Source organism: Actinomyces sp. Marseille-QA0893, from assembly GCF_976954355.1.
On sequence record NZ_CDRJSY010000002.1, the window covers coordinates 80,243 to 93,534 of the forward strand.

The 13,292-nt window shown below is 59.1% G+C and carries 12 protein-coding genes and 3 tRNA genes; 1 reads left to right on the forward strand and 14 read right to left on the reverse strand.

Translation table 11 applies throughout. The features are described 5' to 3' along the window. Nucleotides 1-89: 89 nt before the first annotated feature. From ACWNMW_RS03335 to ACWNMW_RS03390, 12 genes are all read right to left on the reverse strand, one after another. Nucleotides 90-764 (reverse strand): N-acetylmannosamine-6-phosphate 2-epimerase, encoded by a 675-nt coding sequence (locus tag ACWNMW_RS03335; protein WP_034502280.1) that lies wholly within the window; start codon nt 762-764, stop codon nt 90-92. A gap of 9 nt (nt 765-773) precedes the next feature. Beyond that, nucleotides 774-1,694 (reverse strand): ROK family protein, encoded by a 921-nt coding sequence (locus ACWNMW_RS03340; RefSeq protein WP_449490025.1) that lies wholly within the window; start codon nt 1,692-1,694, stop codon nt 774-776. 106 nt (nt 1,695-1,800) lie between these two features. After that, nucleotides 1,801-2,718 carry a dihydrodipicolinate synthase family protein gene (locus ACWNMW_RS03345; protein WP_448750485.1) on the reverse strand — a complete coding sequence of 306 codons (918 nt, stop codon included), beginning with the start codon at nt 2,716-2,718 and terminating at the stop codon, nt 1,801-1,803. Then, nucleotides 2,718-3,578 (reverse strand): ABC transporter ATP-binding protein, encoded by an 861-nt coding sequence (locus ACWNMW_RS03350; RefSeq protein ID WP_449490026.1) that lies wholly within the window; start codon nt 3,576-3,578, stop codon nt 2,718-2,720. The genes ACWNMW_RS03345 and ACWNMW_RS03350 overlap by 1 nt, the downstream gene beginning before the upstream one ends. Beyond that, nucleotides 3,575-5,632, reverse strand: coding sequence for a dipeptide/oligopeptide/nickel ABC transporter permease/ATP-binding protein (locus ACWNMW_RS03355; protein ID WP_449490027.1), 2,058 nt, complete (start codon nt 5,630-5,632; stop codon nt 3,575-3,577). Before ACWNMW_RS03355 ends, ACWNMW_RS03350 begins: the two co-directional genes overlap by 4 nt. A 3-nt stretch (nt 5,633-5,635) precedes the next feature. Then, nucleotides 5,636-6,592, reverse strand: coding sequence for an ABC transporter permease (locus tag ACWNMW_RS03360; protein ID WP_449490028.1), 957 nt, complete (start codon nt 6,590-6,592; stop codon nt 5,636-5,638). Nucleotides 6,593-6,709: 117 nt separating this feature from the next. After that, nucleotides 6,710-8,281: an ABC transporter substrate-binding protein gene (locus ACWNMW_RS03365; RefSeq protein WP_449490029.1), complete on the reverse strand. Its 1,572-nt coding sequence runs from the start codon at nt 8,279-8,281 to the stop codon at nt 6,710-6,712. A gap of 150 nt (nt 8,282-8,431) precedes the next feature. Further along, entirely contained in the window at nt 8,432-9,466 is a 1,035-nt protein-coding gene (locus ACWNMW_RS03370; protein WP_449490030.1) for a sialidase family protein, read from the reverse strand. A gap of 83 nt (nt 9,467-9,549) precedes the next feature. Then, nucleotides 9,550-9,720: a 50S ribosomal protein L33 gene (rpmG, locus tag ACWNMW_RS03375; protein WP_034502432.1), complete on the reverse strand. Its 171-nt coding sequence runs from the start codon at nt 9,718-9,720 to the stop codon at nt 9,550-9,552. 52 nt (nt 9,721-9,772) lie between these two features. Beyond that, nucleotides 9,773-9,849, reverse strand: a tRNA-Met gene (locus tag ACWNMW_RS03380). 29 nt (nt 9,850-9,878) lie between these two features. After that, nucleotides 9,879-9,951: transfer RNA gene (locus ACWNMW_RS03385), tRNA-Thr, on the reverse strand. Between the two features lie 85 nt (nt 9,952-10,036). Continuing rightward, nucleotides 10,037-10,118, reverse strand: a tRNA-Tyr gene (locus tag ACWNMW_RS03390). Nucleotides 10,119-10,221: 103 nt separating this feature from the next. Here ACWNMW_RS03390 and ACWNMW_RS03395 point away from each other — a divergent pair. Then, complete coding sequence (locus ACWNMW_RS03395) at nt 10,222-10,725, forward strand: YajQ family cyclic di-GMP-binding protein (RefSeq protein ID WP_072457802.1); 504 nt, start codon at nt 10,222-10,224, stop codon at nt 10,723-10,725. A gap of 135 nt (nt 10,726-10,860) precedes the next feature. Here ACWNMW_RS03395 and htpX read toward each other — a convergent pair whose 3' ends face one another. Together htpX and ACWNMW_RS03405 are read right to left on the reverse strand one after the other, a co-directional pair. Then, nucleotides 10,861-11,742: a zinc metalloprotease HtpX gene (gene htpX, locus ACWNMW_RS03400; RefSeq protein WP_295893302.1), complete on the reverse strand. Its 882-nt coding sequence runs from the start codon at nt 11,740-11,742 to the stop codon at nt 10,861-10,863. Between the two features lie 25 nt (nt 11,743-11,767). Further along, entirely contained in the window at nt 11,768-13,270 is a 1,503-nt protein-coding gene (locus tag ACWNMW_RS03405; RefSeq protein WP_299059134.1) for an FAD-dependent oxidoreductase, read from the reverse strand. Nucleotides 13,271-13,292: the final 22 nt, after the last annotated feature.

The window sequence follows — 13,292 nt, forward strand, 5'->3', positions numbered from 1 at the left end:
ACGCGCGTTCACGCACGTAGATAAAGGCTGAATACAGCGGTGCCCGTGTGAAATACATCCACACGGGCACCACAGAAATTCGGGACGAATCAGCCTTCGACGGCGGCCTTAAACCAGCCGGTGACCGAAGTCGGGTGAGTAATCGCGGTACCCACGATCACTGCGAATGCGCCGAGCTTCATGGCAGCGGCGGCGTGCTCCGGAGTGTGAATACGTCCTTCGCAGATCACGGGAACACCCGGGAATGCCTGGACCGTCTGCTCGAGAAGCTCCAAGTCTGGGCCGTCGGTCTTCGGGCGATCGCCGGTGTAGCCAGCAAGAGTCGTTGAAACAATATCGACACCGGCATCAACAGCGCGCTGTGCATCTTCAAAAGAGCCACAGTCAGCCATCACCAGCGTCTCTTCTTCGCGCAAAGCCGCAACGGTTTCAGCAAAACTACGACCGTCAAGGCGCGGGCGACCCGTCGCGTCTAGAGCCACGATATCGGCACCCGCCATGACGCAGGCGCGCGCGTGACGCAACGAGGGGGTGATGTAGACACCCTCGTGGCCTTCCTTCCACAGACCAATCACCGGGACATCGACACGTCCCTTGATCGCGGAGATATCCGACAGCCCCTGGCAACGGATCGCCGCAGCGCCACCGATTTCAGCGGCGCGCGCAATCTGAGCCATAGTCTCGGGGTGACGCATGGGTTCCCCCGGGTAAGCCTGAACAGAAACGATGAGCTTTCCTTTAAGACCGGCAATAAGCGGATGCATGATGAACTCCTATGCGTTGAGGAAGAAAGAAACAGCCCCGAGCAGCGGCGCATCGCCACCAAGGGAGCCAACAAGAATGGGGGTAGCTGCAACGGGCGTCATGGCGCTGGCTGAAAAGCCCTCGTTGAGACCATCCCACCAGATATCCCCCGAGCGAGTCATCGAACCGGAGATGATGACGACGGCGGGATCCATACAGTTCACTAACGAGGCCGTGGCCTCGCCCAGTGCGTACGCGGAACGCGCGAAACACGCTTGTGCGAGGGGATCGCCAGAATCGGCGAGCTCTTGGAGAGCGCGTCCTCCGTCAACTTCCGGCTTGTCTTGTGGACGCAGCGAGTTATACCACGTGGTAATTCCTGACCCGGAGCAGAAGGATTCGATGTGTCCCAAGCGCCCACACGAACAAACCATGTCCGGAGCGAAATGGTGGTGAACGTGACCCACGTGTCCCGCAATACCGCGAGAACCGAAGGCAACGCGACCGTCTTCGACGAAGGCACCACCGATCCCCGTTCCCACGGCAATAGATAGAACGCTTCGATAGGGACGCCCTGCACCCAAAGTGGCCTCGCCAAGCCCGTGTGCGTGCACGTCGTTGAGGACACGAACCGGGAGCTGCGTATGCGCGGAAAGTAGGTCACCGAGTTTGGTTCCCGCCCAACCGGGCATGATGTCCGTTGCGGACACGATCGTACCGGTCGCCGGGTCGACAACTCCGGCGCTTGCGACCGCGATACCTGTAATAGCCGGGTGCGACTCGATCAGTTCCGAGGCCAGTGCGCAGATTCGCGCAGCAACATCAGCACCGCCCTGAGCGGCCAAGGTCGGGATTGATCCGCGTTCGGTAACGGTGAAGCTGGCTTCGGCCTCGACAATGCCCCAACCGATCTTCGTTCCACCGATATCAAGAGCAAGGAGCGTAGTCATGAAAATTCTCCAAAAGGCGACGGAAGAGAAGACTAATCAGCGAGGCCAAGGCGGGCGCACGCTCGCACGCACGCGAGAGGAAGTACCGCCTCGGCCTCGCTGATGATCAGGAGAGCAGACCAACCTCACGAAGGACGGAGGCGACATGCTCGACGTTTGCACCTTCAAGAGCCTTCACGGGGCGAGGCATCTCGTTGGAATCAAAGACACCGAGGAGCTGCAGAGCAGTCTTGAAGGCACCAACACCGGCGCCAAAGCCCTGAACGCCCTGCACCAAAACGATGCGCATGAGGTCCGCGAGGCGGTCCTGCTCCGCGCGCACAGCTTCCCAGTCGCCGCGCTCGAAGGCCTGCCACTGACGGACGTAGCCCTCGGGGTCGACGTTTGCCAGACCGGGGACGGAACCATCCGCACCCGACATGTAGGCGCCATCAACAACCACTTCGTGGCCGGTCAGCAGCTGCAGCGGGTGGCCAGCGGCCTCGTTCGCGCGAGAAAGCCAGCGGAAGCCCACATCGTCACCCGAAGAATCCTTCACGCCATCCAGGACGCCTTCCTTGCCCAGGCGAAGAACAAGGTCGTTCTGCAGCTTGGTGTGCACGCACACGGGGATGTCGTACGCCCACAGCTCCAGGTCGGTGTTCTCCTTAAGGATGCGGAAGTGATTCTCGATCTCAGCCTGTCCGCCCAGTGCGTAGAAGGGAGCGGTTGCAACCACGCCGCGCGCACCGCCGATTTCCTCGACAGCCTTGATGTTCTCAATGACGCGCTCAGTTTCGGTGTCGATGACACCAACCAGAAGCGGGATGCGGCCGTCGACGATGCGAACAACCTCACGCTGGATCTGCTGACGACGCTCAGAGGTCGAGAAAGCAACCTCACCGGTTGAACCGGAGACGAAGAGGCCGTTCAGCCCCGCGCCAATCATGCGATTGATATGACGCTCCAGCGACACAACATCCAGCTCGCCGTCCTTCAGCGGGATAGCAAGGGGCGGGACAACGCCACGAATCTGCGAAGTCATCAGTTCTCTCCTTCGAGTGTTGGGTGCAGCAGTGAGGGCGCAGCCCCCAGCAGCTTGCGGGTGTAGGGATCCTTCGGGTCAGCAAGCAGTTGCGCAGCAGGCCCTTCTTCAACGACCTTCCCGCCGTTCATGACGGCGATGCGGTCCGAAACGTAACGAACCGTCTGAATGTCGTGTGAGATGAAGACCATCGCCAAGCCCAGTTCACTCTTGAGGTCCGTGAGCAGGTTCAGGATCTGTGCGCGCACCGAAACGTCCAGTGCGCTCGTGGGCTCGTCAGCGATGATCGCGTCGGGGCCGATGGACAGGGCGCGAGCAATTGCAACGCGCTGACGCTGACCGCCGGAGAGCTGACCGGGGAGCGCATCCAAGGCACTCGAAGGCAGACCCACCAAAGAGATCAGTTCTTGCACGCGCTTGGCGCGCGAGGCCTCGTCACCGATACCGTGCACGCGCAGCGGATCAGCGAGCTGATCGGCGACGTGCATACGCGGGTTCAGAGCGGTTGCCGGATCTTGGAAGACCACTGAGACGACGCGTCCGATACGCCGACGCGCATCTGCACCACGCTTCGTGACTTCCTCACCGTTGAAGAACACCTTGCCCTTCGTCGCCATCTGCAATCCGCACATGACGTTCGCAGTCGTGGACTTGCCACAGCCCGATTCGCCAACGATACCCAGCGTCTGTCCACGCTCAATGCGCATGTTGACACCGCGAACCGCGTGCACCTTGTTGGGGCGGAACAGCGAGCCAGTGCGGGAGTTGAAGGTCACCTCAACGTCTTGCAGTTCGATGATCGGGGGTTCGGGTGTCGCGATCACCGTCTCGGTTTCAACAATCAGAGTTTCGGGGCTCATCGCGCGTCCTCCTGACCTTCTTCAATGACGACGGATTCGCTTGCGACACGAACCTCTTCGCGCGGTGGCAGTGCCGCGTAGACGTGCTCGGGACCCACCTCGGTGAGGACCGGGCGAATATCGAGGCCGTAGTCGGGGTGCGAAGAACGAGGAGCGAAGCGGTCGCCCTTCGGGAAATCTCGAGGCGAGGGAACAGTTCCGGGAACCTGGTGGAGGCGTCCGGAGCCGGCTTCGATCGAGAGGACTGCGCCCAGCAGGCCGCGAGTGTACTCGTGGGTCGGGTGCTTGAGCAGTTCCTTGGTCGGCGCCTGCTCGATGACCTGACCGGCGTACATGACGGTGATCTTGTGAGCCACCTCGGCGACAAGCGCCAAGTCGTGGGAGACGAAGATCATTGCGAAGCCAAGCTTCTCACGCAGCTCGTTGAGCAGGTTGATGACCTGCTTTTGAACGGTCACGTCCAGAGCGGTGGTCGGTTCGTCCGCGATGATGAGCTTCGGGTCGCGGGTCAGAGCCATAGCGATGAGAACGCGCTGACGCTGGCCACCGGAAAGCTCGTGCGGGTAGGACTCGAGGGTGCGCTTGGGATCCAGGCCCACCAGTTCGAGGAGTTCCTCTGCGCTGCGGGTTCCGCCGCGCTTGGTCAGCTGCTTCATCTGTGCCTTGATGAGCATTGCCGGGTTCAGCGAAGAAAGCGCATCCTGGTAGATCATTGCCATCTCGTGGCCCAGAAGCGCACGACGCTCTTCAGGCTTCATCTCCAGGAGGTTCTTGCCTTCGTAGAGAATTTCGCCGGTGATCTCTGCCTTGGGATCGATCAACCCCATGATGGTCAGAGCCGTGATCGACTTACCACAGCCGGACTCACCGACAAGACCCATGGTTTCGCCAGCGCGAACCTTGAAGGATACGTGATCGACAACGTTGACATCACCGTGGCGCTCGAACTTGATGCACAGATCCTTGACCTCCAGGAGAGGCTCTCCGGTGAAGTCATCTTCGAAGCGGTCGGTGCGCTTACCTTCGACAGATTCCAGATCGTCGAGGCGTGCCTGCAGGGATTCTGCCTGCTCGGCGTAAGCGCGGCGAGGATCGAGAAGGATACGATCGGCCTCGCGCTCAGAGTTCTTATCGACTTGGGCAACAGCTGCCGTGGAGGGAGCCGCGACCATGGCGTCCGTGATGCCTTCCGAGAGGATGTTCAAGCACAAGACGGTGATCATGATGAACAGGCCGGGGAAGAAGGCGGTCCACCAGTAGCCCAGCAGGACCGAGAGGTAGGACGAGGCCTCGGACAAGATATTGCCCCAGGTGGGAACCATGGTTGCAGGAAGGCCTGAACCGATGAAGGTCAGCGAGGCCTCGAGGATGATCGCATCTGCGACCAAAACCGTGGCGAAGACCAGAACCGGAGCAGCAGTGTTACGCATGACGTGCTTGATGAGGATCCACGGTGCACGAGCACCGGAGACGATCACTGCACGCACATAGTCTTCACCGTATGCGGCCATCACGTTTGCGCGAACAATACGTGCCAGCTGCGGGATGTAGACGAATGCGATCGAGAAGATAATGACGAAGACAATGCCCATCTTGTTGTCGGACTGGGCAAGTGTGCGTCCGAAGACCAGAACCGTGACGGCCGCCATTGCGATACCGGGGACAGCCATGATGATGTCCAAGATGCGCATGATGGTCTCGGAGATGGCCTTGCGCGTCACAGCTGCGATCGATCCGATGATGGCGCCGAAGAAGAGCGCGATCACGGTTGAGCACAGGCCGATGAGCAGCGAGTAGCGACCACCGAAGAGGACGCGAGAAAGAATGTCTCGACCCGCGTGGTCAGTACCAAAGAGGTGAGCCGACGACGGCCCCTGCCACGGCGTATCGATGAATTCGGGCGAATAGGGTGCCACGAAGGGCGCGAGGATTGATACAAGAACGACCAGTGCCAAAACACCGATTGCGATCTTGGATCCCAAAGACATCGCGCTGATGCGTGAGAAATGCGCACCCTTCGCGGTGACCTTTGCGAGTTTTGCTTTTTGGTTCATGACTCACACCGACCTAATACGCGGGTTGATGAGCAGGTAGAGCATGTCAACGATGATGTTGACGATGATGAAGGCGATTGCGACGACCAAGGCGCCACCTTGCACCAGGGTCACCCAGTTCTCTTGGATGCCCTTGAGGAGCACGAGCTTACCCATGCCATCAATGGCGAAGATGATTTCAATGACGACGGCACCACCCATGAGGTAGCCGATACGCAGACCGAGAACAGTCACGGGAGTGATGAGCGCGTTGCGCAAAACGTTGCGGGCAACGACAACACGCTTGGGAATGCCTGCACCGATTGCGGTACGGACGTAGTCGCGGTCGAGTTCCTCAACCATTGAGGTACGCACGACGCGGGTCATTTGTCCGATCACAGGGACAGCCAGTGCGATAGCGGGAAGAAGTAATCGAAGGAACCAACCCGAGGGATCGACGCCGAATGCAGGAATAGGACCGGAAACCGGGATGGAACCACCGACGAAAGCCAAGACCAGCAGCGCTGCCAGCCAGAAGGAAGGGGTACCAATGCAGATCACCGAGATCACGCGGATCAGCTGATCGGGCCAGCGATCGCGGTAGAGAGCAGCAATGACGCCGAGGGGGAAAGCGATGACGACTGCGAACAACAGACCCAAGAAGGTGAGTTGAAGAGTGACAGGCAGCGCCTGCGCGACCAGATCGCTCACGTGGTAATCCGTGCCAGTTGCGTACAGACCGAGGTCACCGTGAAGCATGTTCCACAGATACGTTCCGTATTGGGTGAAGAAGGGCTCGTTGAGTCCGCGTTCAACGCGGTACGCTTCGAGAGCTTCGGGAGTTGCTGTCTCGCCCAGTGCCGAGTAGGCGGGGTCAATGGGAGACAGCGACATGATAAAGAAGACGAGGAATGACACGCCGACCACCATGATCGGCAGCGCCACCAGTCGTCGCGCGATAAGGCGCAGAAGGTTATTCACTGCTAGACCTCCATGTCAAGCGGAATTGAGCAAAATGAAGGAGGGGTGGGGTCCCACTGTGGCATTAGCCCAAGGTGGGCATCCCACCCCTCCTTTCGTCGAAAGCCTGCTAGGGCTTTACTTCGCGCTTACTCCAAGCAGCTGCAAGCCGGTGGAGGAAATCGCCTTGAATCCGTCAACCTTCTTGGGGTTGGAGGCGGTGATCATGTTGCGGAAGACCAGCGGGTAGATCACGGTCTGCTCGGCGAGCAGATCCTGAACCTCGCCCCACTTAGCCTTGGCAGCGTCACCGTCAAGCTGAACAGCCTCATCCATGAGTCCCTGCAGCTTCTTGAAGGAATCGGGATCCGAAACCTGCCAACCGTCACGCTTCTTGGTCCACACGTTGTCACCGTTCCACCAGGAAACGATGATGCCAGGGTCGGTGCCGAAGACCGAGGGGTCACCGGGGGCCAGGACGACATCGTAGGTCGGGTTGTCGACATCGGTCACGGTCGAGTAGAGAGCCGAGGAAGCCATCTGCTGGTGGTTGACCTTCAGGCCCAGTGCCTCGAGATCGGACTTGATCTGGGGAACCAGGGAGAGAACCCACGGGTGGTCCGTCGTCACTAGGTTGACCGTCATATCGGAAGCGCCGGCATCGGCAAGTAGCTTCTTAGCTGCGTCCTTGTTGTAGGACAGGTCGGTTGCGGGCTTCTTGTAGGCCGGGTTTGCTTCGGGCAGGAAGGACTTGGCTTCCACAGCCTGACCGTTCAGAGCCGAAGAGATCAGCTTCTGCTTGTCGATGGCCTTGATGAATGCGCGGCGCACCTCAGGCTTGTCGAAAGGAGCCTTCTGGGTGTTGAACATCATGAAGGGGTTGCCGTAGCCGGGCTTGGCTTCGACGTTCCAGCCTGCTGCCTTGAGCTGATCCTGCGCTGCGGCGGGAACGGCTTCCATCACGTCAATGCTGCCACCGAGGGCGGCGGACAGGCGCGCTGCGTCATCCTTGAGGGCGCTCCACTTGAGGGTGGCTGCCTTCGCGGGGGTCTTGCCGTTGTAGTGCTCGTTGGGAACAGCGGTGATTTCGGTCGCCGAGATTGCCTCGTACTTGTAGGGGCCGGTGCCAACGGGCTTGGCCTTGAGTGCGTCTTCGCTCATGCCCGAGGGAACGACGTGAACGTTGACGAAGCGTTCCTTCAGGTTGGAGAAGGGGTACTTCAGCTTGACGGTGACGGTCTTGTCATCCTTCGCGGAAACGGAATCCACGAAGGTGAAGAACTGACGGAAGATGGACTTGTCGCCAGTGGTGCGCTCGTAGGAGCTCACAACGTCTGCTGCCTTGACATCGGTGCCGTCAGAGAACTTGGCTCCGTCGCGCAGGGCAATCTCGTACTCGGTGTCGGAGACCTTCACGGGGTCACCGGCTGCCAGCGCGGGGCTGACCGAGTAGTCGGACATGTCGAAGCGGTACAGGCCTTCGAGGACCTGCCAGTTTGCGCCCATGCCGAGTGCCGAGGTGGTGATCGGGCTGTAGTCAGTGGTCTCGTAGGCAGAACCAACGGTGATGGTACCCTTGGGCGCGCCTGAGTCTGAGCTACTGCTGCTGGTTGATGGTGAAGTGGAAGATCCGCCGCCACAGGCGGTCAGGACCATGGTTGCCGCTGCTGCCATTGCAGCACCGGTTGCGAAGTGTTTGCGCATACGCATGTTCTCGCTCCTCATCTTCGAGAAATGGGATGTGCGGTCCGTGAATCACGCCCGCTGAAGCAAGCATATGTTGTCTGACAAATTTCCGCAAGGGGTAAATCGACATTCGCGAAAAAACTCCAAAGACGTGCGCAAACACTCGCAGAAAGCTCAGGAAACAGCTGCCTCACTCACGCACACAACCGCCTCCCACACACCACAATTGCGCTCAAAAACAACCACAGCCTCGTCTCCGGAAAGAATCGCATCACTGTAGCCAAAGCCCCCAAACCCAAGAGAAGCAATGCAATCGGCATGCACCGCACCTTCCCACGGAGGCGTTAAACGCAGGATCGAGCCACGCTCCCGTGCGGAAAGCGAATGCGGGTGGACAAAGAGATCCCCCATCGCCTTCGCATTGCACCCGGGGTCCTCGCACTCCCACAGCTGCCCGCCAGCCCAGCTACGGCCATCCCCCCAGGCAAGGTAGCGCCCGCCTGCGCCTCGTCCTTCAAATCCTTGGAGGCGACAATTCGCAACAACGCGGCCATCCCACACCGTGAGCGTTGTTTCGTCGAGCAGGACACGCTCAGGACCCACGAGAGGATCTGAAATCCATTCAATACTCCCCGCTCGAAGAGCGACGACTCGAATATGAGTCTCCTCCCCAACGCGCACAACATAAGGAATCAAAACCGCGCCATCGAAACTCACTGTTGACCCAGAGGTCGCGAAGAGGGCATCTGCTCCGGTCTCCCGGTAAAGCTCATCCGTCAGATCAGTCAAACGCAGGTCCTCCGGGGAAGGTCCCCACGCGAGGATCGCTTGTAGGCGATCACCATCGGCGCGCGAGTCCATGTAGCCGACTCGCCCTTCGCTTGAGGCGCATGCGAGGTGCAGGAAGCCATCGCCGTCCACTCCCACGCAGGCATCTGAGGTAATCGCGGGCAGCGTCGCGGGAAGGTCCCGAGGAGTCGACCACTCCCCCGTCGCGCTGCGTTCCATCCAGCGAATTTTGTTCGGGTTGGGTAGGTCCGAGGCCATGGTCAGCCCGTTGAAGTCCGATCCATTTCCCGAGGCCGGGGCTGGGCGTTCGTCATAGAAAAGAATTGTCCGCCCGCTGGCCACAGTGACAATCGCCGGAATACGCACCTCACCTGAGCCGATGGGGGCAAGGATCTGACGGGGTTCACCACGAGTAGTCATAGGCGAAAGAATAAACCACCAGCGCCGCCGGGATAACAAAAATCCCCGAGGACCTTACGTTCCTCGGGGTTAGCGCGACGCTGTCAGCGGGTCTCGCGGTGAAGCGTAGACTTGCGGCAACGCGGGCAGAACTTCTGCAGTTCAAGACGATCCGGCGTGTTACGACGGTTCTTCTTAGTGATGTAGTTGCGCTCCTTGCACTCCGAGCATGCCAGAGTGATCTTGGGGCGAACGTCCTGAGACTTGCTTGCCACGGTGATTCCCCTTTTGCTTTTGCTTATGTCGGCGTGCGACTCTTCGTTGGTCTGGTAGCGGGGGCGGGGCTCGAACCCGCGACCTCACGATTATGAGTCGTGCGCTCTGACCAGCTGAGCTACCCCGCCGCAGCGGCTGCGGCTGTAGCCGCGACCTGAGCCCCGAAAGGGAATCGAACCCTTGACCTTCTCCTTACCATGGAGACGCTCTGCCGACTGAGCTATCGGGGCAACGCCGAGAAGCCTAACTCAAAATGGAACCACAATGCAATTCCTGTGATTGAGAATGACATCACAACGAGTCTCGAAGAGACTGTGGCAGGTGAGGGATTCGAACCCCCGAAGCACGAAGCGTCTGATTTACAGTCAGATCCATTTGGCCGCTCTGGAAACCTGCCATGCGCCGAAAAAATCGGTGCTGTGGAAGAATAGCAGAATGACCCGGCACTGCGCCAATCAAAGTGACCGAAGTGCGCCACAGCGCACAAAGAAAGGATGATCATGGCAGATTCATCGTTTGACATCGTTTCCAAATTGGACCGCCAGGAAGTCGATAATGCGGTCAATCAAGCCGCAAAAGAGGTCTCAACTCGCTACGATTTCCGCAATGTTGACGCCTCGATTCGACTGGTTGGTGATGCCATCGAAATGGAGGCGAACACCCCCGAACGCGTCATGGCTATTGTCGACGTCTTGCAGACGAAGCTTATTCGCCGCGGAGTTTCACTTAAGGCGCTTGATCTCAAGGATCGCGAACCCAAGGCACAGGGCAAGATCTACCGCCTCGTTGCCCCTCTGCGCGAAGGAATCGAGCAGGATGTTGCGAAGAAGATCACAAAACTGATTCGCGACGAGGGCCCCAAGGGAGTGAAGGCACAGATCCAAGGAGATGAAATCCGTGTTTCTTCCAAGTCGCGCGATGATCTTCAGGCAGTGATCGCCCTTCTCAAAGGCCCTTCCGGAGAAAAGCTTGACGTAGCTCTTCAGTTCGTGAACTATCGCTGAGATTCCTCGAATATCGCAAAGCTGTGGGGGCATCTAGCACTACGCTAGATGCCCCCACATACGTCTATTCAGTTGCCGCACAAGCTTACGCGGCTCAGCTTGATCAGCTTTGCTGACACTGAACAAAGCATGGCATTAGTAACCCGCAATCTGCTCGAGGCGTGCGATTCTCTGATCCATTGGCGGGTGCGTCGAGAAGAGATTACGAATTCCCCCGCCCCTGAAGGGATTGGCAATCATCATCGCCGAGACATTCTGCGTCTGCGGGGTGGCCGCAAGGGGATACTGTGAGTTTCCACTCTCAAGCTTCTTCAATGCAGAAGCGAGCGCCAGCGGGTCTTGCGTCAGAAGGGCACCATCTTCATCGGCATCAAATTCGCGCGTACGCGAGAGAGAAAACTGGATGAGCGTCGCAGCAAAAGGCGCAACCAAGGCAAGGACAAGTGAACCAATCACTGCCAGTCCCCCTCCCTCACGATCACGACGATTACCACCACCGAAGAACATGAGGAACTGAGCAATCGAGGTCACCACACCCGCCATCGCTGCCGCAACGGAGGAGGTCAAAATGTCGCGGTTGTAGACGTGCATGAGTTCGTGTCCCAGTACTCCACGCAACTCGCGCTCGTTCAGTAGCTGCAAGATCCCTTCCGTGCAGCACACTGCAGCATTCGCGGGGTTACGTCCTGTCGCAAAAGCATTGGGAGTCATGGTCGGTGCGACCCACAGCGTGGGCATCGGCTGCCCAGCCGTTTGAGAAAGCTCGCGGACAATGCGATACATAGCTGGTTGCTGAGCTTCGGTGACCGGGTAGGCGTTCATCGAACGCAGGGCCATGGTCGCCGAATTCCAATAGGACCATGCCGTCTGAACCAAGCCGATTCCTGCGAAGATGAAAATCCACACCGCGCGGCCGGTTCCATAGGCGATGCCCGAGCCGATGAGCAAGAGCAGAGCCCACATTCCCCCAAGGAGCAGGGCGGTCTTGAAACCGTTGTGATAGTGACGCGTGCGCATAATCCTCCTTTGCGCGACCGATCCGCTAGATGCGGCTGGGACCCGAGTAATCCTCGAAACGCTCGGGGGCAGAAGGAACTCCCATCTCCCCCATCTGACCGATGAGGTCCTCGTGCACCTGATCCTTACCCAAAGACACATCGGTCATCGCGCGACGCGAAACAACCTTGATGCGTTCACGCACGCCGCGGCCACCGGGAAGCTCACCATACTTCTCACCCAGCGCGGCCTCGTAAGCGTCAAGAAGCTCCCACCCTTCCCAGGTGGTGAACTCCACGCCACGCTCACGAAGCAGAGCAACCATGGCCTCGTGACCGACCTCAGAAGAAGTTGCATGCAGGCGACCTGCCTCCGCGTCCTCAACGAGGTGAGAAATAGTCTGCTGAGCATCCGACTTCGTCGAACCGATCAGGCCAACAGGGCCACGCCTAATCCAACCGGTCGCGTACACGCCCTGGACCACCGGCGCATTGGGGTCTTGTGTTGTGTCCGAATCGATAACGCGTCCTTCAACGTTGGGGACAACGCCTGCACGCTTGTCGAAAGGAAGCCCCGGAACCGGCGAAGAATAGTAGCCAATTGCGCGATAAACCGCCTGAACGGGCCAGGTGGTGATGACACCGGTTCCGCGTACGGAACCATCTCCCGTGAGCTCAGTGCGCTCGGTGCGAATTGCGCTGACATTTCCGTCCTCATCGGCAAGGATCTCGACCGGAGACTGGAAAAGGTGAATGTGGATGCGACGCGAGGCGGTGTGCGATTCGGGATCCTCCATCGCGTAGTTGGTCAAGGTCTTGACGACCTGACGCTGCTGGTTCGAGGCGCGCAGTGCCTCTTCGGAGCCCTCATCGAAGTCGAAATCGTCCTCGGACACAATGATGTCAACGTCAGGAACGTGCCCCAATTCGCGCAATTCCAAGGGGGTGAACTTCACCTGCGCGGGGCCTCGGCGACCAAAGACATGTACGTCAGTAACCGGGTTTTCAGCCAAGCCCTTGGCGACGTTTTCGGGGATCTCAGTGACGAGCATGTCTTCGACGTGCTTGGCCAAGACACGCGAAACATCCAGTGCAACATTTCCGACGCCCAGCACGGCAACGGACTTTGCTTCAAGAGGCCACGTGCGGGGGTAATCCGGATGCCCGTCGTACCAAGACACGAAATCGGCAGCGCCGTAGGACTGCGGAAGGTCAACGCCCGGAATATTCAGCGGAGCATCACGATCTGCGCCCGTGGCAATGATGATTGCATCGTAGTGGGCGTGGAGGTCCTCGATGGTGATATCGCGGCCAACCTCAACATTACCCAGCAGACGGATATCGCCGCGCTGAAGAATCTTGTAGAGGGCGACAATAATCTGCTTGATTCGCGGGTGGTCCGGGGCAACGCCGTAGCGCACCAAGCCGTAGGGGGCGGGAAGGCGTTCGAACAGATCGATATTCACGTCCAAACCAGACTTGGACAGAATGTCAGATGCATAAATGCCCGCAGGGCCTGCGCCGATAACGGCAACGTTGTAGGTGCTCACGCGTGATCCTCTTCTCCGGCTG